At 39.2% G+C, this 22,541-nt stretch carries 22 protein-coding genes and 2 other annotated features; of the genes, 21 read left to right on the top strand and 1 reads right to left on the bottom strand.

Features of this window, described 5'->3' with window-relative positions; genetic code table 11:
• Position 1 precedes the first annotated feature (1 nt).
• From HU823_RS15615 to ysxE, 3 genes are read left to right on the top strand one after another with little or no spacing between them, the layout of a single operon-like run.
• Positions 2 to 1,573, top strand: coding sequence for a LysM peptidoglycan-binding domain-containing protein (locus HU823_RS15615; protein WP_197222645.1), 1,572 nt, complete (start codon positions 2 to 4; stop codon positions 1,571 to 1,573).
• 14 nt (positions 1,574 to 1,587) lie between these two features.
• Positions 1,588 to 2,505 carry a hypothetical protein gene (locus HU823_RS15610; protein WP_197222644.1) on the top strand — a complete coding sequence of 306 codons (918 nt, stop codon included), beginning with the start codon at positions 1,588 to 1,590 and terminating at the stop codon, positions 2,503 to 2,505.
• Positions 2,502 to 3,575 carry a spore coat protein YsxE gene (ysxE, locus tag HU823_RS15605; RefSeq protein ID WP_197222643.1) on the top strand — a complete coding sequence of 358 codons (1,074 nt, stop codon included), beginning with the start codon at positions 2,502 to 2,504 and terminating at the stop codon, positions 3,573 to 3,575. The genes HU823_RS15610 and ysxE overlap by 4 nt, the downstream gene beginning before the upstream one ends.
• 28 nt (positions 3,576 to 3,603) lie before the next feature.
• On the opposite strand, the gene HU823_RS15600 is transcribed toward ysxE, so the two are convergent.
• Complete coding sequence (locus tag HU823_RS15600) at positions 3,604 to 3,798, bottom strand: hypothetical protein (protein WP_197222642.1); 195 nt, start codon at positions 3,796 to 3,798, stop codon at positions 3,604 to 3,606.
• Between the two features lie 168 nt (positions 3,799 to 3,966).
• Positions 3,967 to 4,189: a binding site (T-box leader), on the top strand.
• A gap of 46 nt (positions 4,190 to 4,235) precedes the next feature.
• Here HU823_RS15600 and HU823_RS15595 point away from each other — a divergent pair.
• The 18 genes from HU823_RS15595 (at position 4,236) to HU823_RS15510 (ending at position 22,537) form a co-directional block, all read left to right on the top strand.
• On the top strand, positions 4,236 to 6,884 hold the full coding sequence (locus HU823_RS15595; protein ID WP_197222641.1) for a valine--tRNA ligase: 2,649 nt from the start codon (positions 4,236 to 4,238) through the stop codon (positions 6,882 to 6,884).
• Positions 6,885 to 6,952: 68 nt separating this feature from the next.
• Positions 6,953 to 8,257: a bifunctional folylpolyglutamate synthase/dihydrofolate synthase gene (locus tag HU823_RS15590; protein ID WP_197222858.1), complete on the top strand. Its 1,305-nt coding sequence runs from the start codon at positions 6,953 to 6,955 to the stop codon at positions 8,255 to 8,257.
• Between the two features lie 120 nt (positions 8,258 to 8,377).
• On the top strand, positions 8,378 to 10,087 hold the full coding sequence (locus HU823_RS15585) for a GGDEF domain-containing protein (RefSeq protein ID WP_144698794.1): 1,710 nt from the start codon (positions 8,378 to 8,380) through the stop codon (positions 10,085 to 10,087).
• 110 nt (positions 10,088 to 10,197) lie between these two features.
• Entirely contained in the window at positions 10,198 to 11,193 is a 996-nt protein-coding gene (locus HU823_RS15580) for an SPOR domain-containing protein (protein ID WP_144698796.1), read from the top strand.
• A 456-nt stretch (positions 11,194 to 11,649) separates the two neighbouring features.
• Positions 11,650 to 12,240 carry a Maf family protein gene (locus HU823_RS15575; RefSeq protein ID WP_197222640.1) on the top strand — a complete coding sequence of 197 codons (591 nt, stop codon included), beginning with the start codon at positions 11,650 to 11,652 and terminating at the stop codon, positions 12,238 to 12,240.
• 32 nt (positions 12,241 to 12,272) lie between these two features.
• On the top strand, positions 12,273 to 12,944 hold the full coding sequence (gene radC, locus HU823_RS15570) for a RadC family protein (RefSeq protein WP_144703339.1): 672 nt from the start codon (positions 12,273 to 12,275) through the stop codon (positions 12,942 to 12,944).
• Between the two features lie 72 nt (positions 12,945 to 13,016).
• Positions 13,017 to 14,054: a rod shape-determining protein gene (locus HU823_RS15565; RefSeq protein ID WP_137788747.1), complete on the top strand. Its 1,038-nt coding sequence runs from the start codon at positions 13,017 to 13,019 to the stop codon at positions 14,052 to 14,054.
• A gap of 14 nt (positions 14,055 to 14,068) precedes the next feature.
• Entirely contained in the window at positions 14,069 to 14,941 is an 873-nt protein-coding gene (gene mreC, locus HU823_RS15560; RefSeq protein WP_066396538.1) for a rod shape-determining protein MreC, read from the top strand.
• The gene (gene mreD, locus HU823_RS15555) at positions 14,941 to 15,459 is read left to right on the top strand and encodes a rod shape-determining protein MreD (RefSeq protein WP_191751844.1); all 519 of its coding nucleotides are present in this window, start codon (positions 14,941 to 14,943) and stop codon (positions 15,457 to 15,459) included. Before mreC ends, mreD begins: the two co-directional genes overlap by 1 nt.
• 63 nt (positions 15,460 to 15,522) lie before the next feature.
• A complete protein-coding gene (gene minC / locus HU823_RS15550) occupies positions 15,523 to 16,200 on the top strand; it encodes a septum site-determining protein MinC (protein WP_144698802.1) in 678 nt (225 codons plus the stop codon).
• A 15-nt stretch (positions 16,201 to 16,215) separates the two neighbouring features.
• Positions 16,216 to 17,010 carry a septum site-determining protein MinD gene (gene minD / locus HU823_RS15545; protein WP_066396533.1) on the top strand — a complete coding sequence of 265 codons (795 nt, stop codon included), beginning with the start codon at positions 16,216 to 16,218 and terminating at the stop codon, positions 17,008 to 17,010.
• Between the two features lie 684 nt (positions 17,011 to 17,694).
• Entirely contained in the window at positions 17,695 to 18,426 is a 732-nt protein-coding gene (locus HU823_RS15540; protein ID WP_186320468.1) for a M23 family metallopeptidase, read from the top strand.
• Complete coding sequence (locus HU823_RS15535; protein WP_197222639.1) at positions 18,419 to 19,270, top strand: site-2 protease family protein; 852 nt, start codon at positions 18,419 to 18,421, stop codon at positions 19,268 to 19,270. The genes HU823_RS15540 and HU823_RS15535 overlap by 8 nt, the downstream gene beginning before the upstream one ends.
• Positions 19,271 to 19,312: 42 nt before the next feature.
• On the top strand, positions 19,313 to 20,788 hold the full coding sequence (locus HU823_RS15530; protein ID WP_197222638.1) for an Rne/Rng family ribonuclease: 1,476 nt from the start codon (positions 19,313 to 19,315) through the stop codon (positions 20,786 to 20,788).
• Between the two features lie 46 nt (positions 20,789 to 20,834).
• Positions 20,835 to 20,907: a sequence feature (ribosomal protein L21 leader region), on the top strand.
• A gap of 14 nt (positions 20,908 to 20,921) precedes the next feature.
• Positions 20,922 to 21,230, top strand: coding sequence for a 50S ribosomal protein L21 (gene rplU, locus HU823_RS15525; protein WP_066396525.1), 309 nt, complete (start codon positions 20,922 to 20,924; stop codon positions 21,228 to 21,230).
• Positions 21,231 to 21,235: 5 nt separating this feature from the next.
• Positions 21,236 to 21,589, top strand: coding sequence for a ribosomal-processing cysteine protease Prp (locus tag HU823_RS15520; RefSeq protein WP_197222637.1), 354 nt, complete (start codon positions 21,236 to 21,238; stop codon positions 21,587 to 21,589).
• On the top strand, positions 21,582 to 21,872 hold the full coding sequence (rpmA, locus tag HU823_RS15515) for a 50S ribosomal protein L27 (protein ID WP_066239506.1): 291 nt from the start codon (positions 21,582 to 21,584) through the stop codon (positions 21,870 to 21,872). The genes HU823_RS15520 and rpmA overlap by 8 nt, the downstream gene beginning before the upstream one ends.
• A gap of 128 nt (positions 21,873 to 22,000) precedes the next feature.
• Positions 22,001 to 22,537 carry a Spo0B domain-containing protein gene (locus HU823_RS15510; RefSeq protein ID WP_171005400.1) on the top strand — a complete coding sequence of 179 codons (537 nt, stop codon included), beginning with the start codon at positions 22,001 to 22,003 and terminating at the stop codon, positions 22,535 to 22,537.
• Positions 22,538 to 22,541: the final 4 nt, after the last annotated feature.

Genomic DNA, 22,541 nt, shown 5'->3' with positions numbered 1-22,541 from the left:
CATGAGTCAATCGAAGCTGCGTTTCTCCATTGAGGAGTCTGTTTGGCTAAAGAAGGGACAGGAAGTAGCTGAAGTTTTGTCGATGTCACTAGATCCTGAGATTCAAATCACTGAGGAAGCCGGACAGGTTTATATCAAGGGAGCCCTTATTTTAAATGGCAGATACCGGTCAGAAAAACAAGACCAGAATGAGGGTGTAACAGATCAGAATACGCTCTCTGAGAGCATGTCTTACCGCTCTCTTACTCAGCTGAATGTAGCAGAAGATGGGATGACAGAACTTGTGCACCGTTTTCCAGTCGATATCACCATTCCGTCTTATCGTGTAGAAGATTCAAATGAGGTAAAAGTGGAAGTTGAATCGTTTGAATATGAACTTCCAAACTCAACTTGCTTTGAACTTTCTGCATCGATTTGTATTTATGGGATTAAAGATGAGAAGCAGCGTCAAGAAAGTCCTGCATATGATCTTCCAAAAGAAGCGGTTCGAACAAGTGCCGTAGAAGAAAAATCATTGCAGAAAGAAGAAAAACAAGATATTTTTACTCCTTTCCAGTTTGAAGCACGTCAAAGTGGAGGTGTACCTTCACAGTCTTCACATCTTAATGAATTTGTAGCTAGGTTTGATGAGAAGGAAGCTGACGTTCGTGCAGAAAAGTCAACACCGTTTGAATTTAAGCCGCACTTTGAGGCACAGGATGATCGAACGATGGAAGCTACATTCGATTCTTTAAAAGCTATTGCTTTCTCAATGAACGATACAAGAAATAATGATTCTTCATCTTTAGAAACGGCTGATTCAGATGAAGAGCATTCAGAATTTTATGGAGAAGTAGAAGAGATGGAAGAAAATAATGAAACAGAAGCTTATGATCATGTAGAAGGTGATTATGAGAGCTATGATGCTTCTTATCAAGAAGCTGAAGATTCACAATCAAACTATCCTCAATACGATCAAACTTATCAAGATACGAATAGACCTTACACCTACAATCCCTATCAGCAACACGAAGCTTACCAGCAACAAACGTCATACCAGAATCAAGGTGGATATCAGCAAGAAGAGGAGTACCACCAACAAGAAACATACCACCAACAAGAAACTTATCAGCAACAAGATGCTTATCAACAGCAATCCAATCAGTATGGAAATTATCAATATCAGCAAAATGCATCACAACGTCCTTCATACGAATATGGAGAGCAATCGTATGAAGCTGAGCAAGAATACGAGAATGTGAACTACAATGAAGCAGAAGAAGATCAAGAAAACTCTTATGAATCCTACGATACGAGTTATGAAGAATATGAGGCTGAAGCAGAACCGATGCAAATGAATAAGGAGCGGGAGGAACCTAAAGATGAAAATGCTCTTTATTTAACAAAGATGCTTTCTGCTAAAGAAGACCGTTTTTCCAAGATGAAAATGTATATTCTTCAACGAGGAGATTCTTTAGAACATATCTGTGAGAGATATGATATCTCATTGAATACACTCATGCGTATGAATCAACTGCAACAAGGTGAGGTGTCCGAGGGGCAGATCATATATATCCCAGTCAGTTCACGTTAAGTCGAGGTGCTATTATGGAGCTGATCAACACCTTAGAAAAAGAATATGAACTTTATGGGATACGGTGGAAAGAAAGACCGTATCTGATCATGACTGATTATGGAGAAAAACGAATTCGTTATTGGAGTGAAAAAGACAATCTAAATTGGCACATTAGATGGCGCGATGAGTCCTCGAAAGGCTCTAGCGCCGTGCCAGATCGTATGATTCGTACTAAAAGCGGTGAAGCTGCCATAAAATATGGAAACAGGTGGCTTACTGTTCATGATCATACAAAAGAATGGTATGGATGTGAAGATATAGAACGTTGGGGGCAATTCATTGGTACGTTGCTAAATACGGCTATGTCTTCGGATAACAAAGATGTTTTTGTGAAACAAACCAGACAGCCTGTTTTTGATCTGAATCAGTGTATAACGCGCGCTCAAAAGTATTTAGAAGCGAACTTTCAATGTATGGTTACAAGTATAAATGAGAGTAAACAACGATTGGAATTTTCTCATGCTATCAAAAATAACGTGAGAAATCATCCATTGCCTGTTCTTGATAGAGAGCTAAGTATAAAGAATGGAAGGAAAATCTTTCACTTCTTATTTTATCAAGGCAGTGAAGCTTTACCCATTAAGGGATATCTGCCACTTCGTAAGTTTTTAGTTGAGTGGCTCGAACAAACTTCAACCTCTTCATTAAAATTTTTGCTAACGGAGGTGAATAAGCATTTTTCTTTGGAAAGTGAGCAAGGATTATTACTTTTAGCTGAGGTGGTTACACCTTGGGAACTGTATGACTGTCTAGATCAACTTGATAACAGCTCACTTGAAAGAATGATAGACGGCTTGAAGAAATATGAAGTTTGCTGGGAAAGTAATCGAACATTGGTCAAAACAGTAACTGAATGGTTTGATGAAAAAAGAAGGAAGGTGGCCCTATGACAACGGAAAAAGATACATTAAATTACGGGCCCGTCCTTTTTCATTATGATCTATTTCCCGAGAAGTTAGAGCGGCATGGGAAGGTTAAGAAGGTCATAACGAAAAGGGGTACATTTGCACTGAAAGAAGCAGAGATGACAGAGGACGAAAGAAGCTGGTTTACGCATGTGATTCAGCGTCTCTCTGAGATTGGTTTTCATCAGGTCGTTCCTCTCTATCCAACTAAGTTTGGTGATTATACGGTTCAGTTAGGATCTAGAACGTATTATCTAATGCCATGGTTTGCGTCTGATGAAAGAAATGAGAGAGCGAAAGACGAGGTTCTTATCGATCATTTAGGAAAGATCCATGCGTTAACACTGAAAGAGCAGGACTTTTCGAATGAAGTGGTCGAACATTCTTATCAGTATCTCATGAACAGGTGGGAAAATAGGCAATATGAGATGGAGAGATTTACAGAAGAAGCAGAACAGAAAACGTATATGTCTCCCTTTGAACTAACCTATCTCAGTCACTTTCATCAAATTATGAGAATGACAGAAGAAGCAAAAAGGAGATTAAAAGAGTGGTATGAAACGTGTCAAAGAGAAAAACGTTACCGGAGCGTACTTTGTCACGGGAAGGTTTCAAGAAATCACTTAATCTTTAACCCAACTGGGGAAGGTCATCTACTCAATTTTGAAAAAGCCGTTCTGGATACACCGATCAGAGATTTAGCGGTATATTTTCGAAGGGCGGCTCATCAAAAAGAATGGACTCCTGAAGAAGGAAAATCGTTATTAGATCTGTATGAAAAACATGTACCGTTGCTAAACGAAGAAAGAGGATTATTAATTAGTTATTTATCTTATCCTGAACCTGTGTTTAATGCAGTGGATCTCTATTGCATGAAACGCAACGATTATTCTCAAATTGAAATGGTGCATAGGCTTGAGAGCAGAATAAGAGCGATGAAGAAAATCCGGGATTTCTGTGATGCGATTATGATGGCTCCACCACCTGCACCAATGGAACCAACAGATTCAATTCCAACAAAAATTCACATAAATGATGATGGAGATCACATATAGCGACTATATGTGATCTTTTTTTAATTTTTTAAAGAACATCATAAGCGAAACACACATGGAGGATGACTAAGGTTAAAAGGATGATAAAATCAACAGCAGATGGAAATAGTATCGTCCTTAAAAGCTGAAAGACAATAAGTGGCGCAGTCAATTGTCCGATTGTTTGTTTGAGGGTGATAAACCACCCCGGAAAACGTGTTTTTCGAAAATATTTTCTAGACAAGACAAGCCCTCCAATCGCCCATTTTTTATACTTTATGCAGCAATATGATTAATGTGAAAGACAGGCTGTCACGATAGAAGTGTCAAAAGCATAGAATAACTTTTACAAGTTACGGCAATACTATTGACTAAAAACAGATAAGTTGTATAAAATATATTCAGATTCTATATTGTCGCGTAGACAGGGAATAGTACAACATAACACCTTTTAGAGAGAGGATTCATCTGCTGAAAGAATCCTTAAGGATAGTTAGTTGGAAGTCGCCCTTGAGCATCTTCTCTGAAACTAGAAGTAAGAGAAGACGGTCCATCCGTTATTCATGAGTGTACAGCAAGTTTATTTAGACTTGCCGTAAATAAAGGTGGTACCGCGGAGTCCTTTCGTCCTTTTTGACGAGAGGGCTTTTTTGTTTTTTAGAAATAAAGGAGGAGAATAGAATGACGAACGAACAGAAAGAACTGACGATGCCAACGAAATACGATCCGAAGGCTACAGAAGAAAATCGTTATGATTTTTGGTTAAAAGGCAAATTTTTTGAAGCAAAGAGTGAGGAAGGGAAACAGCCGTATACGATTGTAATCCCACCTCCTAACGTAACAGGAAAACTACACCTCGGCCATGCATGGGACACAACGCTCCAAGATATCTTAACGCGTACAAAACGTATGCAAGGATTCGATGTTCTATGGCTGCCTGGGATGGACCATGCTGGTATTGCAACACAAGCGAAAGTAGAAGGGAAGCTTCGTGAAGAAGGGATATCTCGATACGACTTAGGCCGTGAAAAGTTCTTAGAGAAGTCTTGGGAATGGAAAGAAGAGTATGCAGAGTTCATTCGTAAGCAATGGGCAAAACTAGGACTCGGTTTAGATTATTCTCGTGAACGGTTCACTTTAGATGAGGGATTGTCTGAAGCTGTTAAAGAAGTTTTCGTTACGCTTTATGAAAAAGGCTTAATCTACCGCGGTGAATATATCATCAACTGGGATCCGAAGACGAAAACTGCTCTTTCTGATATTGAAGTTATCCACCAAGATGTTCAAGGTGCGTTCTATCATATGAAATATCCACTAGCAGATGGGTCTGGACATATCGAAGTAGCTACAACTCGTCCTGAGACAATGCTTGGTGATACAGCGATCGCTGTACATCCAAAAGATGAGCGTTATCAGCATCTAATAGGTAAGAAAGCGATTCTGCCAATCGTTGGACGTGAGATCGAAATTGTTGGAGATGATTATGTTGATATGGAATTTGGTTCAGGCGCTGTAAAAATTACACCTGCGCATGATCCGAATGACTTTGAAATCGGAAACAGACACAACCTTGAGCGTATCCTTGTAATGGATGAAGGCGGTCAGATGAACGACAATGCTGGTGCTTACCAAGGACTAGACCGGTTTGAGTGTAGAAAGCAGATTGTTAAAGATCTTCAGGAGCAAGGTGTATTGTTCAAGATCGAAGAGCATATTCATTCTGTTGGTCACTCTGAGCGTAGTGGAGCAGTTGTTGAACCATATCTTTCAACACAATGGTTTGTTAAGATGCAGCCGTTAGCAGATGAAGCGATCAAGCTTCAAAAAGGTGAAGATAAGATCAACTTTGTTCCTGATCGTTTCGAGAATACGTATATGCGTTGGATAGAAAACATTCGTGACTGGTGTATCTCTCGTCAACTTTGGTGGGGTCACCGAATCCCTGCATGGTTCCACAAAGAAACGGGAGAGATCTATGTTGGTAAGACAGAACCGAAAGATCCGGAAAATTGGGAGCAGGATACAGATGTTCTAGACACGTGGTTCTCATCTGCTCTATGGCCGTTCTCAACGATGGGTTGGCCTGATGAGGAAGCGGCTGATTACAAGCGCTACTTCCCAGGGAACGTACTCGTAACAGGTTACGATATCATTACGTTCTGGGTTTCAAGAATGGTCTTCCAATCGATCGAGTTTACGGAACAAAAGCCGTTTAATGATGTACTGATTCACGGTCTCGTTCGTGACTCCGAAGGAAGAAAGATGAGTAAATCACTCGGCAATGGTGTTGACCCGATGGATGTTATCGAGAAGTATGGCGCGGATGCATTGCGTTTCTTCTTATCTACAGGAAGTTCACCAGGAAACGACCTTCGTTTTTATTGGGAAAAAGTAGAGTCTACTTGGAACTTTGCTAATAAGATCTGGAACGCATCTCGTTTCGCATTGATGAACATGGATGGCATGCAATACGATGAGATTGATCTAAGCGGAAAAAAATCGTTAGCAGATCAATGGATTCTGACTCGATTAAATGAGACGACAGAAGGTATCACATGTTTGATCGATGCTTACGAATTCGGTGAAGTGGGACGCCTGCTATATAACTTTATCTGGGATGACCTATGTGATTGGTACATTGAAATGGCGAAACTTCCACTCTATGGGGAAGACGAGGAAGCGAAGAAAACAACTCGTTCTGTTCTAGCTCACGTGTTAGACCAAACGTTAAGATTGCTTCATCCTTTCATGCCATTTATTACAGAAGAAATCTGGCAGCACTTGCCTCATAAAGGTGAATCGATCACGATTGCTGCTTGGCCAGAAAAGCGCGAAGACCTTCATTTCCCTGAAGCAGCAAAAGAATTTGCGCTAATTACTGAAGTGATCCGTTCAGTTCGTAACATTCGTTCTGAAATGAACGTTGCACCTAGTAAGCCGATCGAACTGCAGATCAAACCAAAAAATAAAGAAATTCTTACAGCTCTTGAATCAAATCGTCACTATTTAGTTCGTTTCTGTAACCCTGGTGAACTCATCATCTCAGATGAGATCTCAGCACCTGAGAAGAGCATGAGCACGATTTTAACAGGTTTAGAAATGTACCTTCCACTTGAAGGGTTATTAAATATTGATGAAGAAATTAAAAGACTTGAAAAAGAAGCAGAAAAATACGCGAAAGAAGTAGAGCGCGTACAGAAAAAATTAAGCAATGAAGGATTTATGAAGAAGGCACCTGAAAAGGTAATAGAAGAAGAGCGTGCAAAAGAAGCGGATTATCAAGAGAAATATGATAACGTATTGGCACGTATTAAAGAACTTCAAAGCTAACCATCATCAATATGAGGCGAATCCTTATTTTAGCAGGGATTCGCCTTCTTTATGATTAGAAAGGCGGAATTAACTTGAATTCTTACAAGGAAGCTCTAGAGTGGATTCATAGCTTGTTGAAATTTGGAATCAAACCAGGCTTGAAACGAGTGGAATGGCTCCTAGAACGAACAGGCAATCCGGAAAAGAAGATAACGTGTATACATATTGCAGGCACGAACGGTAAGGGTTCAACTGTAGAATATATAAGAAGTATCATGAATGAAGCGGATTATTCAGTAGGTACATTTACATCTCCTTATCTCATTTCCTTCAATGAGAGAGTATCGCTGAACAGAATCCCTATTTCAGATGAAGAGTTGCTTCATTATGCAAGGATTGTAAAACCGCTCGTTGAAGAAGTTGTTATAACGGATTTAGGTAGCCCTACTGAGTTTGAAGTGATTACCGTGATTTCACTGCTTTATTTCGCTGATAAACAACCTGATATCGTTGTATACGAAACGGGACTTGGAGGTCTATACGATTCTACTAACGTGATAACGCCTATTCTAAGCCTCATCACAAATATAGGGTTTGATCATATGGGCATACTCGGTGAAACGCTTAAGGAGATAGCCTTTCAAAAGGCTGGGATCATCAAGCAGGATGTACCCGTTATTACAACAGCAGACCAAACTGAAGCACGTGAAGTAATCGATCGTAAAGCGAAGGAAATGAATGCAGAGAACTACTTTTTAGATCGTGATTTTTCTGTTGTGCACCTTGAGAGTGCACATAGTGGGGAAAGATTTCTTTATACAGATTCTGAAGATCATAGAGGTATTGAACTGGAGATTTCTATGATGGGAACGCACCAGATCAAGAATGCAGGATTAGCGGTTGCAGCTGTTAGGTTCTTAACAAGAGCTCATAGATTCGAAGTTTCGCTCTCTACGATAACGGATGGACTTCGTAAAGCAAATTGGGCTGGAAGATTTGAAAAAGTATCACATTCACCCGATATAATCATTGACGGAGCTCATAACGAACAAGGTGTTGCTGCTCTTAAACAAACTCTGAACAATCATTATGGAGAAAAGCGAATCTTTCTTTTGTTTGCGGCTTTAGAGGATAAGGCGTATGCAACGATGTTGCAGGACTTAGTCAGTGTCGTTTACGAAGCATGTTTTACTTCCTTTGATTTTCCAAGAGCAGCATCTGCAGAACAATTATTGAGAGAAAGTCCATTGGAAAATTCATATAGCATCTCTTCTTGGAGAGAAGCATTGCGACATCTACAAGAGCAATTACAGGAAGATGATGTTCTCGTTATTACAGGATCGCTATACTTTATTTCAGAAATCAGAAAAACATTTATAAATTTGGAATAACATTTATTGTAATTTTTAGAACTTTTGATAAAATAAAAGATAATGAATTTGTCCTAGTAAAAAAGATGTGTATTTTAAACATTTCTTATTTGGAAGGGGGACAAGGTGGTGGCGACTCGTATGGCAAATAGAAAAAAACGTATGATTCTTACAGTGGCTTGGATTTTCTTATTCCCACTCGCGATTTGGACGGCTGTTCAGATGACGAGTAATCAGCCTGATATCAATGTAATCGATCTTGGTATTATAAGCTTTTTAGCGATCGTTGTATCTTGTTTCCCTATTAAAGTAATGGATACGAACATCTCTTTTATGTCAGGTATCAATCTAGCCGTATTCTTATATTACGGATTAACAGTTGCCTTATATGTAACACTCTTAGCGTTAATCGCGATGTTTATCTCATTGAAACTTCATGTTATAAAAGAATATTACAGATATATGGCGAACACCCTCATGTTTTCGTGGTTAATTATCTGCGAAAGCACTGTCTTTCATCTCTTAGGAGGTGAAGTGGGACCGTTTGCAGGAGATGAATCTATTAATCTGATCCCTGTAGTCGCTTATGTATTAACGGGATTAGTCTTAAATCACGTTGGTCTTTACTTCATCGTAAAAGTACTATACGAAGAAGATGTTGCTTTTTTTGAGCGTGATGCAGTTTGGGACTTCGTATCAGAAGTTCTAGCTATTCCTGTGGGTCTCATGTTATATGTTCTATACTCTCAACTGGGGCGGCCTGGAATCTTCTATGTCGGTCTACCATTTCTTTCATTATCTATCATTATTAATCTCTATCATGTTAGTCAACAGATTAACGATGCTCTTCAAAAAGCGAGTGAGATCGGACAGCAGCTTTCTGAACATTTGAAGGTAAACCATATACTAGATGTTTTTATAGAAAGACTAATCGGTTTTATGAATGTTGATTTTGCATTTATATATGATGCAGATGCGGGGGAAAATCTAAAGATCATACGTCAATACGAAAGTGAAGAAGGTATTCTCACCACAGTTCCTATTAAGAAGCATGAAGCGATCAGTGGGAGAGTATGGTCTACAGGAAAAAGTATACGTTATAGCAAATTGAAGCCATGGCGAAAGATATCGGATACTTTCTTTCAAGGAAAAGCACAATCTGTACTATCAGTGCCTATGATCAGAAATCAAAAGATCGTTGGTATTATCACCTTTGCATCAAAAGAAAAACACGCATTTCAGAAGCATCACCTTATCATACTTGAGATCTTAGCAAACTATTTAGCAGTAGCGATCGATAATGCAAGAAACTACGAATCCACTAAGTTAAAAAGTGAGCAATGTCCTTTAACGGGTTTATATAACTACCGATATTTCGAGAACATTCTAACCGAAATGTACCAAAACTATGAATATTTTAGAAAGCAGTTCTCAATTATCTTATTGGATATCGATCACTTCAAAAAAGTAAATGATACATATGGTCATCAAAGTGGAAATGAAGTATTGATCCTCTTAGCAAGAAGGCTAGAAGAATTTATCGGTGATCGAGGAACAGTTGCAAGATATGGTGGAGAAGAGTTTATCATCTTGCTGCCTGAATCAGGAGATAGAGCTGGTATCCAATTAGCTGAACAGCTTCGTTCTGTTATTTCAGATCAAGGATTCGATATACATAATGACCTCACCGACCAATGTAGACATACTATCTATATAACTGCAAGTATCGGTGTTGCAACTGCTCCTCATCAAGGGGAAGATGCACTCACATTAGTAAGAAACGCAGATCGTGCCATGTATACAGGTGCAAAGCAACAAGGAAGAAATAAAGTTGCCGCTTATATCGGTTAAAGGATCTAGGGAGTATAACCCCTAGATTTTTTTATGTTCCTACCTTTTTCTTGTTCTATTAAAACGAAAAAAGCATATGTTTTAGTAGATGATAGAGAGGAGCGGATGAAATGAAACAAGAGATATCCATCTTGATCAATGGTAAAGAAACGAACTATAGTGAAGACCAAACACCTGTTAACGAGCAACCCGTTCATAATGATGAGGTTGCTGCTGCCATCGAGGAAGTGAACAGAGGAGGATATACGATCCTGGCAACTTCTCTCAAGAAACGTGAAAACTTTTTCAAAAGAAAGAACGGACATGTGATAAACAAGAGGACAAGCTTCCTTGTTCCGAACAGTGGGAAAGGCTTTCCTAAGCAAATTGTTGCAGCAATAATGGGGGCTATCGTTACGGGAACCATATTAGGGATATTAGTCTTAACGGTATTCTCTTCCGATATCACGGAAGCTGGAGATAAAGTGACCGAAACATCAGCAGTTGCTACAGAAAAAATAGCTGATTCTAGTAAATCTGTAACGATTAGACCGATCAAATTAGATTTTTCCGCACTGCAAGCGGGGGTCTTCTCTTCAAAGGATCGAGCTGAAAGTGTTGTAAAATCCATAGAAGAGAAAGGATTCTCAGCAGTTGTTTTTAAATCTGAAGAGAAGTATTCTGTTATCGTTGGCATTGGAAATGAGAAGCATCAATTAGATAAATTTAATGAAGCTTATCAAAAAGAAATGGATAAGCCACTCTTTAAATCGCTCTCTTTTTCATTCGATCAATTAAAAACACCAACAAAGCTAGATGAAACCTATTTTACGAATGGTCAGATTCTACTTCAAAATACACTCACCCTTTCTCAGATGCCAGAAGCAAGTGGGTCTGGTCTTGATCGGACACTTAGTGATTTTAATAAGTGGAAAGAGTATGGAAAAGGGCAAAAAGGCAAGTGGAGTGAAAGTACAACGAAAGCAGCATCAGATTTTGAAAAGCAGCTTGAAGGTGCTTTTCTGGCGTTAAAGGATTCAAAAAAGGGAGAACTGAACTGGGCTTTTCAGCAAAAAGTAATGGATAGCCTGCAGTCATACACGAAGCTACTTGAAACATTAAAATAAAAGGGCTGTTTCCATAAACTTTGTTGCTTTTGGGAGGAGTTAATTTCCTTTCCAGTTGTTCGTTTTCCGTGGGGCAGGCGGTGGGCCACATCCGTACGTTTCACTCTTAAGTGTCTCACCTGTCAAAGGAGACACGGCTTTGAAAGCAACAATATTTAAAAATAGAAGAAAAGAAACTAAAAAAATTAGGTATGCCTCAATTCTTGAGTCATACCTTTTTTAGTGTCTGACAAGTTTGGGTGTGATCGTGTAAAACGTAATGTGTTGATTGATAGCTTTTAAGAATTTTGTCGGAATTCGTCAATGAATTTAATCATTTGCCCACATAAAATCCGGTAAAGAACCGAAAAACTAATAGAAGTATGTTTTTCGGCGTAATTTGTCTAATTTTAACAAGTTTGCTATTGTAAATCTGTACGTAACTATACACCAAAGAATTAGATGAAAGGTGATTACATGAAACGCCTCATATTAGCCTCTGCTTCACCTCGAAGATATGAACTTCTGTCATTAACGCTTCTTCCATTTGAAACGTATCCAAGTACACTTGAAGAAAAAATGGATCTTTCCCTTACTCCAAGTCGATTGGTTGAATCACTGGCTGAACAGAAAGCTGCTGACATTTTTACTCAAAAACCAGATTGTGTGGTCTTAGGTGCAGATACAATTGTATCTTATCAGAATAATCGTCTTGGCAAACCGAAGGATCGGATTGAAGCTGCCGAAATGTTAAGGATGCTCTCAGGTCAAACACATGATGTTTACACGGGAGTCTGTTTAATAGATCAAACAAAAAAAGTGATTTTCTCTGTTAAGACAAGTGTTACTTTCTACACTTTAGATGAAAATACGATTGATTGGTATTTAAACACCGGTGAACCATTTGATAAAGCTGGCAGTTATGGAATCCAAGGGTCTGGATCGCTATTAGTTGAAAAAATCGATGGTGATTACTTCAATGTTGTAGGTTTACCGATTTCTAAGGTGGTTCGATCACTAAAAGATTTCGGATTTTCATTCACCGAGTCAGTCACGAAGACTGAATAATAGGGGGGACGTAAGTGGTCACAAAGCCGCTTATGATAAAAGATTACCCATTACAGGAGAGGCCGCGAGAAAGACTTTTAAATGATGGTCCTGAAGCGCTCTCCAACTATGAATTGTTAGCTATTCTTTTAAGAACGGGTACGAAGCAAATGTCGGCTATCCAGCTTGCCCATCATATCATTCAGCAATTTGAAGGATTAAGGCAGCTAAAAGAAGCAACAATTGGTGAATTGAAAGAGATCAACGGTATAGGATCTGCAAAAGCAGTGGAACTGATGGCTGCTATCGAGCTTGGAAAACGTATCAGCCGTCTTCAGTTTGAAGAAAGGTACACGATACGTTCACCTGAAGATGGAGCTCGATATCTAATGGATGAACTGCGTTTTTTACAGCAAGAACACTTCGTTTGTTTGTATTTAAACACTAAAAATCAAGTGCTTTATAAAAAAACAGTATTTATAGGAAGTCTGAATACCTCTATTGTACATCCACGAGAAGTATTTAAAGAAGGCTTTAAACGCTCTAGTGCTTCAATCATCTGCTTTCATAATCATCCGAGCGGTGATCCTGCTCCTAGCAGGGAAGATATTGAAGTAACAAAAAGATTAGTAGAGTGCGGAAAGATGTTGGGAATTGAAGTGTTAGATCACATCATAATCGGTGATCAAAGATACGTAAGTTTAAAAGAAAAAGGATATGTTTAACATTGTCTTTTGTTTCTTTTTTAGCGTATAATCAAACTTATGAGTTTTGCTTGATGAAAGGAGTCTACATAAATGTTTGGTGGATTTTCAAGAGATTTAGGAATTGATTTAGGAACTGCAAACACACTTGTTTACGTGAAGGGCAAGGGTGTTGTTGTGCGTGAACCTTCCGTTGTTGCTTTGCGTACTGACACAGGTTCAATTGAAGCAGTAGGTAATGCTGCTAAGAATATGATTGGACGTACTCCTGGTAATATCGTTGCCGTACGACCAATGAAAGATGGAGTTATTGCTGATTTTGAAACAACAGCTACAATGATGAAATATTTTATTCAGCAAGCCCAAAAAAACCGCTCTGTTTTCGCACGTAAACCTTATGTGATGGTCTGCGTACCATCAGGAATTACTGCAGTTGAAAAACGAGCTGTAGAAGATGCGACTAAACAAGCCGGGGCTCGTGAAGCTTATACGATTGAAGAACCTTTTGCTGCAGCAATTGGTGCAGATCTTCCTGTATGGGAGCCAACAGGAAGCATGGTCGTTGATATCGGTGGAGGTACGACTGAAGTTGCAATTATTTCACTAGGTGGAATTGTTACAAGCCAGTCAATCCGAATTGCTGGTGATGAAATGGATGACGCAATCATCGCATATATTAAGAAGACTTATAATCTTATGATTGGTGAAAGAACAGCTGAAACACTTAAACTAGAAGTCGGTTCAGCTGGTGCGCCTGATGGTATCGAGGATATGGACATCCGCGGTAGAGATTTGTTGACAGGTCTTCCAAAAACGATTACGATTACGGCGGAAGAAGTTTCCAGTGCGTTGCGTGATACTGTTAATAGCATCATGGATGCTGTTAAAGTAACTCTTGAGAAAACACCACCTGAACTTGCTGCTGACATTATGGATCGTGGTATTGTTCTAACTGGTGGAGGTGCTTTATTAAGAAACTTGGATAAAGTAATCAGTGAAGAGACGAAGATGCCTGTTATCGTGGCTGAGAACGCGTTGGATTGTGTAGCAGTTGGGACTGGCCGTGCGCTTGAAAACCTGCACCTTTTTAAATCCAAGGCTGGTATAACTTCTAGATCTAAATCCAAGTAAGTAGGTGTATTTTCATGCCACATTTTTTTTCGAATAAACGCCTTATCATTCTATTAGTCAGTATTATTATTCTAGTAGCTCTGATTGGTTTTTCGATGAAAAAAAGGGAAAGCCTAACCTTACCTGAACAGTTTTTAAAAGATTCTGCAGGACTAACACAAACGATTTTCTATAAACCCGCTAATACACTAGCGGGTTTCTTTGAGAATTTAGCTGAAATGAAGCAGCTCTACAAAGAGAATCAAATGTTAAAAGCTAGGTTAGATGAGTACGCAAAACTTTATGTACAGTATGAGGAAGCTAAAAAAACAAACGAAACACTTAAAGCACAATTAGACAAAGAAGAAGATCTCACCGATTTTAAAGTGAGAGAAGCGACTGTGATCGGCCGTTCCCCTGACCAATGGAATCAATTTATTTACATTAATAAAGGGGAAAAAGATGGTATTAAACCAAAGATGGCAGTCATTTCACCGCAAGGATTTATTGGAAAAGTTACAAATGTGTCCTTGTTCCAATCAACGGTTCAGTTGATCAGTGATAATGATCGTACGAATCGTTTCTCTGCCATCGTTCAAGGTGAGAAGAATATCTTTGGAACGATCGAAGGTTATGATGCAAAAAAACAGGCGTTAGTGTTTAAAAAGATACCTGTAGATGCAAAGATCAAGAAAGGCCAAAAGGTCATTACTTCTGGTCTTGGGGATGTCTTTCCGCCCAACCTGCTCATCGGAGAAGTTATTGATATTGAACCAGATGAAGTTGGCCTAACGCAAACGGCTTATTTAAAGCCTTCAGCAGATCTTTATGATATTGATCATGTGATGGTGCTTGAACGTGAAATGCCTGCAGTGGATGAAAGTTTAAGAGAAAAGGAGGAAGAATGATGAAAAAAGTCTTTCTTCCTTTTCTTATCTATTTAGCTTTTATAAGTGAAAGCTCTTTAGTACAAGCTTTCTTGCCTCAGGATAATAGTATGGATTGGCAGCTGGTTCCTCGTTTTTCAATGGTATTAATCTTGTTTGTTGCCATATATGTAAACACGACATACGGACTTTTGTATGGTCTTGCTTTCGGTCTGCTAACTGACCTTTTGTATACAGACATCATTGGTGTGTATTTGTTTTCAATGGCTGCTACAGCATACATTACATCAATTTTTTCAAGATATTTATTTGGGAACTTGATCGTGACTTTGCTTCTGTCCGTAGTAGGGGTTTCCATTTTAGAGTTTTTTGTATACGGTTTGAACAGTCTTATAGGGATTAGTACTCAGATGTTAGATGTATTCCTGTATAAAAGATTGTTGCCTACCCTCATCTTAAACGGTTTCTTTGCGATACTCATTTATTATCCGTTTGTAAAGCAGTTGAACCAAATAAAGGATACTCTAAAAGAAAACTAACTTCTGCAAAGAGGAATTTAGACCTAGCTGTCGAATGTTAGTACGTTGAGGTGAACAATGGCAATGGTACAAAAACTCCAGCACAACGTTACAATTAAAGGAACAAAAGACGGCCTCGTTTTATTGTTGGATGATAAGTGTTCCTTCGATCTATTAGTCGAGGAGCTTAATGATAAATTAACCGCCGGAAGCAGCCAGATGTTAAACGGCCCTGTCATATCCGTTAAAGTAAAAGCAGGGAATCGTTATTTGACAGCTGAACAAAAAGAGAAATTAATAGAAGTTCTTAAACAAAAAGAAAATCTTAACTTAGATCATATTGAATCAGAGGTTATCACGAAAGCTGAAGCCGAAGAGATGAGAAAAGATGCTCAAGTTGTAACTGTTTCAAAAGTCGTCAGATCAGGTCAGGTGCTTGATATTCAAGGAGACCTGCTTCTGATTGGCGACGTTAATCCGGGAGCAACAGTTATGGCAACAGGAAACATTTATATTCTTGGTTCGCTAAAAGGGATCGCTCACTGCGGCACGAAAGGCAACGAAGAAGCGATCATTGCAGCATCCGTAATGAAACCTTCTCAACTCAGGATTGCTCACCATATTAATAGAGCGCCAGACTCTTATCCCGAACTAGGAAATGAGATGGAGTTTGCTTACATATCCAATGAAGAAAAACAGATTCGTATTGATCGAATCAGTGCTGTTCATCGACTAAGACCGAAACTGAACAGTTTGCTATAGAAAGGGGAATGAAGCATGGGAGAAGCGATAGTCATAACGTCTGGGAAAGGTGGAGTCGGTAAAACGACGACTTCTGCCAATTTAGGTACTGCTCTAGCTCTTTCTGGAAAAAAAGTTTGTCTTGTAGATACAGATATCGGGTTGAGAAACTTGGATGTATTGATGGGACTTGAGAATCGCATCATCTATGATCTTGTTGATGTTGCAGAAGAACGCTGCAAGCTTAAACAAGCATTAATAAAAGATAAGCGCTTTGAGTGTTTGTACCTGCTCCCAGCAGCTCAAACAAAAGATAAATCTTCCATTACCCCTGAACAAGTTAAAAAGATCGTTCAGGAATTAAAGCAAGATTATGATTATGTGATTATTGACTGTCCTGCAGGTATTGAACAAGGTTTCAAGAATGCCATTGCAGGTGCAGATAAATCAATTGTTGTAACGAACCCTGAAACTGCTTCTATGCGTGATGCTGACCGCATTATCGGGCTATTAGAGCAAGAGGATATGGAACCGCCTAAACTTATTGTGAATCGTCTTCGTAATCATCTTGCCAAGAACGGTGATATGTTAGATGTTGATGAGATCGTCTCGGTACTTTCCATCGAACTCCTTGGAGTCGTGATTGACGATGAGAACGTGATCAAAGCTGCGAACAAAGGTGAACCCGTTGCGTTACAGCCTGACTCGAAGGCTTCAATCGCGTACCGCAATATCGCTAGAAGAATTTTAGGTGAGTCTGTTCCACTTCTATCTTTAGAAGAAGACAAAGGTTTCTTTGGAAAGATCAAAACATTATTAGGTATGAAATAAGCATCGGCTTCGCGCTGATGCTTTTTTTCTTGGCTTTATTGCTCTGTAGATTTTGAAAGCTGTTGATTTCCATTTCAGGATGCTCGCTTTCCGCGGGGCGATCGGTGAGCCACTTGCCGCTTTGCGCCTCTAAGTGTCTCACCTGACCGCTCGTCCCGCAGGAGTCTCGCACCTTACACTCCAATCACCTTGTCAAAGATGTTTTTTTAAAAACTTTTTAACACATGCTTTGTTGTTTCTAAATGCTGATTTACTTTTCAGGATGCTTGTTTTTAAACCTTGAGCCATCTCGGATTTAGGTGTGGAAAAGCATCTGTGCTCCCAAACCCACAAGAGAGAGCTTTCTTTTCGCATACCCTATGAGAAGCTAGAAAAGTGGTGTTGCACTATATATCGTCCATTCAAGTTGACTCAAGAAGTTTTGTTTTTTTTGCTACATTTGCAAGTTGATTGGAGCGGAAGGTTGCCGACTCCTATGGGACGAGCGGTCAGGTGGAGACTCCTAAGGGCGCGAAGCGGCAGGAGGCTCACCGGTCGCCCCATGGAAAGCGCGCAACCTGGAGCGGAAATCAACTTACTCTCAATAACGATTTATCTGAAGCAGTAATCTTCTAGACCATTTACTCATATCTCCAACGGACAAGTCATAGGATGTACATATATGAGAAAAATGGAGGAACGGTTATGAAAAATAGAGCAGATGAAATCCGGAAGAAGTACGGTAATATTTCTAAGAACGGCAGTTCAAAAGAAAGTAGTAGCTCGGTTATCCCATCCAGGGACGTACCGGAAAAATCTCATCCTCTATTCAACCGTCATGCTATGTTAATGCAGATCATGTTTTCTATTATCTTATTCTTAATTGTAGGAATCGCTTTTAAGAATAATAATGATCATACCGTACAAGCACAAAAGTTTATCAAGCACGTCTATCAAGATGAGTTTCAGTTTGCGGCAGCAAAAGATTGGTATGAAGATAAGTTCGGAAAACCATTAGCTTTATTTCCAAAAGATAAGCTACAGAAAGAAAAGAAAACGGAAGAAGTCAGTGAAGTATTTGCTGTTCCCGCAGATGGAAAGGTGTATGAGACGTTCAGTACGAACGGCAAAGGAATCGTGATAGAAACGGGCAAAGAAGAAGCTGTTGAAACATCGAAAAGTGGTTACATTGTTTATGCTGGAAAAAAAGAAGACTTGGGTTATACCGTAATCATTCAACACTCGGATGAACAAGAATCGTGGTATGGAGAACTTAAAGAGATTGATAAATCCATAAAGCTATACAATTATGTAGAAAGCGGTACACGATTGGGTAAAGTATCCGGAAGTAAAGATGGGAAGTCGGGTAAATTTTACTTTGCGATTAAAAAAGACAAGAGTTTTATAGATCCTAGCAAGGTGATTGATATTGATTAAAATAATAGTGGAATTCATACGAAAAATAAAGATTAATCCTGCCTTTTGGGTTGTCATTTTCGGTGCAGTCTATACGGGGCATTTTAGGGAGATTATCGTATGGTTTTTCGTCGTTCTTATTCATGAGATGGGTCATTTTGCTGGTGCCCGTCTTTTTAATTGGAGAGTTTCAAGAATAGATCTACTTCCTTTCGGCGGCGCTGCCGTAGTTGAAGAACATGGAACACGCCCGATTCACGAAGAAGTTTGGGTAGCGGTTCTTGGCCCGTTACAGCATATTTGGCTTACGGGAGTCGCCTATATCTTAAGTCAAGCTAACCTTATCTCTCCTGATGATTTTTATTGGTTTTTTCTTTTAAACCTAACCCTATTTTTATTTAACCTTCTTCCAATTTGGCCACTCGATGGTGGAAAGATAATATTTGCACTTGTATCGAAATGGCTCCCATACAAAGATGCACAACAGAAATTTTTAATAGGTTCTGGTGCTTTGTTGGTAATCGGCAGCGCATGGCAGCTTTCTTTACAACCTTCACATTTGAACCTTTGGGTAATCTGTCTTTTCTTAGGCTTAGCTCATATTTTGGAATGGCGCAGCAGACATTATGTATTTATGCGGTTCTTGTTGAACAGAATGCAGCAATCAAACATAAAAGGTACCCGTACGATTATCGTACCTCCAACATGGTCGCTTTCAAAAGTTACTCATCACTTGGTAAAAGGAGTTACGCATTCTATCGTCATTAAAAATTTTAATCTTACAACGATCAATGAAAAGCAACTTTTAGAAGCTTATTTTCATAATCATTCTCCTGAGTGTGCAATCGGAAAAGTTTTTCGTTAGAATAGGATACAGAGCGAAAAACAGGGAGACGTGAATGGAACAATGCAGCGTGTATTAATCAATGCAGTAGGAATGGAGAAACGTACAGCGTTAATAGAGAATGAAAAACTTATAGAATGTGCAGTGCATAGACCGACTAAAAGTCCATTAACAGGAAACATCTATAAAGGAAAAGTTCAAAAGGTATTGCCTGGCATGCAAGCAGTGTTTGTAGATATAGGAACTAGCAAGAACGGCTTTCTTCATAAAGACGATTTGCCAATTTATCAACAGCTTTCTGGCGAGGAACAAAAGAAAGTATCCATCTCAAGCCTTATAAAAGAAGGGGAATCGATACTTGTTCAAGTCGTTAAAGAAGAGACTGGAGATAAAGGTGCCAAATTAACAGCTCTTATCTCGTTTACAGGCCATCTGCTCGTCTATTTTCCATTCACTCCTCACGTTGGAATTTCAAAAAAGATAAAAGAATCTCAGCGCGCGATGCTGCAAGACTGGGGAAATTCTGTTACAAGTGATCAAGAAGGCTTAATCATTCGCACAGGTTGCGAAGATTTTCCTGAGCGAGAAATGAATCAAGAGCTTAAACGTCTTAGAAGACAATTGAATGAAGTACAAAAATACTCAGATGGTAAAAAAGCACCTGCTCTAATCGTACAACCTCATTTTTTTTATCCGCTTTTAGAGAGGTGGCTTAATCATCACGTAGAAGAAATTATAGTAGATGATTATGAAACGTATCAGCATGTCAAAGAATATGCAGCTTCCTATCAAAAACCATATTCTGTTAAGCTGTATAATGAAAAAGAGCCACTTTTCCGTAAATTTGGAATCGACACAGACATTGAAAAAACACTTTCGCCGCTAGTATGGTTAAAGAATGGGTCTTCACTTTATTTTAATGTGACGGAAGCACTGACGGCGATTGATGTAAATACCGGTAAGTTCACCGGAAAAAAAGATCGGTCTAAGACTGTTGTTGAGGCAAATAAGATAGCTGCAAAAGAAATAATGAAACAGCTTCGATTACGTAATATTGCAGGCATGATCGTAATTGATTTTATTACGATGCAATCAAATGAAGACAAAGAACAAATCAACAAGGTTATGCGAGACGCATTAAAGAATGATTCTACTACCATGATTTTGCATGGTTTTACGAAAATGGGCTTGTTTGAGATGACTAGAAAAAAAGAAAGACCTTCATTACTTGAGACTCTTGCTACTAGGTTCGATCGCCATATGATGGATGGGTATATCCTGCGCCCAGAAACGTTTTATTATGAGATGGATCGTATAATGAAAGAATACACATACGAAGATGATGAGGCTTTATGGATGGAAGTGCCTCAACACTTTTCTGAATGGTTGAAGAAGAATCCTGACAAGCTGAAACAATTAGAGAAACAGCATGACATTAAAGTGATCGTAACTATCGGTTCATCAAACCGAGAAATGGCAGTCAGACAATCAGGAAAAATAGATGAAATAAGAAGCAGGATGTTGAAAGATTCACATTGACATGAGGGTGCCAAACATGGTATCCTTTTTTCGTTAGTGTTTGGAGCACCCGCTCCAACCGCACAGACCAGGTTTTAAGTATTTTATATACACCTGGGATGGCGAGTCTGAGTATAAGAGGAGGTGCACGTTGATGTACGCAATTATTCAAACTGGTGGTAAGCAAGTTCGAGTTGAAGAAGGTCAAGCGATCTATGTTGAAAAACTAGATGTTGAAGCTGGAGCGTCAGTAACATTCGAGGATGTATTGATGGTAGGTGGAGATAGCTTGAAAGTAGGAGCTCCTTTAGTTGAAGGTGCTACAGTTACGGCAACAGTTGAAAAACATGGCCGTGGCGAAAAAGTGGTTGTCTACAAGTTTAAGGCGAAGAAGAACTACCGTCGTAAGCAAGGACACCGTCAACCATACACAAAAGTTGTGATTGAAAAAATTAACGGGTAATTCTCATGATTCTAGTTTCTATATACAGGAACAAAGATCAAGACATACTTTCGTTTACGATGGAAGGACATGCTGACTATGCTCCACATGGCCAAGACTTGGTTTGTGCAGCAGCTACAGCGGTGTCGTTCGGTACGATCAATGCGATAGAAAAGCTTTGCGGCTATGAGCCAGAAGTGACTACTCATGAAGATGGTGGTTTTCTAACGTTAACCGTACCGGGTAATCTCAATGATTCTATACATCAGAAAACACAGTGGCTTTTGGAAGGCATGGTTGTATCCCTTGCTTCAATTGAAGAAGGATACAGCGAGTATATAAAATTGACTGAACATGAAGGAGGTGCAACGAATGCTTAAATTAAACCTTCAATACTTTGCCTCTAAAAAAGGGGTAGGTAGCACAAAGAATGGTCGTGACTCACAGTCTAAGCGTCTAGGCGCTAAGCGTGCTGATGGACAATTCGTTTCTGGTGGTTCAATTCTTTACCGTCAACGTGGTACTAAGATCTATCCTGGTACAAACGTAGGTAAAGGCGGAGATGACACACTATTTGCTAAGGTAGACGGAGTTGTACGTTTCGAACGTTATGGCCGTGACCGCAAAAAGGTAAGTGTTTACCCAATCGCGCAAGAAGCGTAAGAGGGAGATGAAAACTCTAACCAGATTGGTTAGAGTTTTTTCTTTGCTTTGTGAGAGTATTAAGTACTGCGCTAAATTTGTTGGTGTAAGGTATAGCCCTATTAAAAGGAAAGGCTAGGAGTGCGATGATGTCAAACAAATGGACAACTGTCGATCTTTTGCGCCACGCCAGGCATGACTGGCTAAACCAGCTACAGCTTATTAAAGCAAACCTATCACTTGGCCGCACTGAGCGGGCAAAAGAGATTATGAATGAAGTAATTGAACTATCACGGGAAGAATCAAGAATCTCTAACCTGAAAACCCCGAATTTATCGGAGTACTTATTAACATATAATTGGTTGAAGCATCCGGTGAAATTGTATGGAAAAGTAAATGGTGAAAGCGGGGATTTCAGCTTATTTGAAGAGGAATTGTTACATACGACGAAAGAAGTATGTGATGTGTTGAATAATTCCATTTCGGGTTATGATGAATACTCACTTACTGTTACATTTGATCCTGCAGCTCTTCGAGTTTGTTATACCTTTCAAGGGATGCTAACAGATGAGAAGGATACGTATGAAGTATTGAGAAATATTTTTTCAACACATAAAAGCATGTTACTCATCGAAAGCTATAATCAGGAAAATAAGTGTTATTTTGATATTCAGTTAACTTCCTAATGGA

The organism is Fictibacillus sp. 18YEL24, from assembly GCF_015903855.1.
Classification (GTDB): domain Bacteria; phylum Bacillota; class Bacilli; order Bacillales; family Fictibacillaceae; genus Fictibacillus; species Fictibacillus phosphorivorans_C.
Note: the sequence above shows the minus strand (reverse complement) of the source record. Positions and strands in the feature narration are given on the sequence as shown.

Excerpts from the sequence above, each read along its gene's own strand:
- HU823_RS15585 (WP_144698794.1), top strand. The coding sequence starts at position 8,378 with ATGGCAAATAGAAAAAAACGTATGATTCTTACAGTGGCTTGGATTTTC.
- mreC (WP_066396538.1), top strand. The coding sequence starts at position 14,069 with ATGCCACATTTTTTTTCGAATAAACGCCTTATCATTCTATTAGTCAGT.
- HU823_RS15510 (WP_171005400.1), top strand. The coding sequence starts at position 22,001 with ATGTCAAACAAATGGACAACTGTCGATCTTTTGCGCCACGCCAGGCAT.
- HU823_RS15565 (WP_137788747.1), top strand. The coding sequence starts at position 13,017 with ATGTTTGGTGGATTTTCAAGAGATTTAGGAATTGATTTAGGAACTGCA.
- rplU (WP_066396525.1), top strand. The coding sequence starts at position 20,922 with ATGTACGCAATTATTCAAACTGGTGGTAAGCAAGTTCGAGTTGAAGAA.
- ysxE (WP_197222643.1), top strand. The coding sequence starts at position 2,502 with ATGACAACGGAAAAAGATACATTAAATTACGGGCCCGTCCTTTTTCAT.
- HU823_RS15575 (WP_197222640.1), top strand. The coding sequence starts at position 11,650 with ATGAAACGCCTCATATTAGCCTCTGCTTCACCTCGAAGATATGAACTT.
- HU823_RS15615 (WP_197222645.1), top strand. The coding sequence starts at position 2 with ATGAGTCAATCGAAGCTGCGTTTCTCCATTGAGGAGTCTGTTTGGCTA.
- HU823_RS15595 (WP_197222641.1), top strand. The coding sequence starts at position 4,236 with ATGACGAACGAACAGAAAGAACTGACGATGCCAACGAAATACGATCCG.
- HU823_RS15610 (WP_197222644.1), top strand. The coding sequence starts at position 1,588 with ATGGAGCTGATCAACACCTTAGAAAAAGAATATGAACTTTATGGGATA.
- HU823_RS15520 (WP_197222637.1), top strand. The coding sequence starts at position 21,236 with ATGATTCTAGTTTCTATATACAGGAACAAAGATCAAGACATACTTTCG.
- radC (WP_144703339.1), top strand. The coding sequence starts at position 12,273 with ATGATAAAAGATTACCCATTACAGGAGAGGCCGCGAGAAAGACTTTTA.
- minC (WP_144698802.1), top strand. The coding sequence starts at position 15,523 with ATGGTACAAAAACTCCAGCACAACGTTACAATTAAAGGAACAAAAGAC.
- HU823_RS15580 (WP_144698796.1), top strand. The coding sequence starts at position 10,198 with ATGAAACAAGAGATATCCATCTTGATCAATGGTAAAGAAACGAACTAT.
- mreD (WP_191751844.1), top strand. The coding sequence starts at position 14,941 with ATGAAAAAAGTCTTTCTTCCTTTTCTTATCTATTTAGCTTTTATAAGT.
- minD (WP_066396533.1), top strand. The coding sequence starts at position 16,216 with ATGGGAGAAGCGATAGTCATAACGTCTGGGAAAGGTGGAGTCGGTAAA.
- HU823_RS15530 (WP_197222638.1), top strand. The coding sequence starts at position 19,313 with ATGCAGCGTGTATTAATCAATGCAGTAGGAATGGAGAAACGTACAGCG.
- rpmA (WP_066239506.1), top strand. The coding sequence starts at position 21,582 with ATGCTTAAATTAAACCTTCAATACTTTGCCTCTAAAAAAGGGGTAGGT.
- HU823_RS15540 (WP_186320468.1), top strand. The coding sequence starts at position 17,695 with ATGAAAAATAGAGCAGATGAAATCCGGAAGAAGTACGGTAATATTTCT.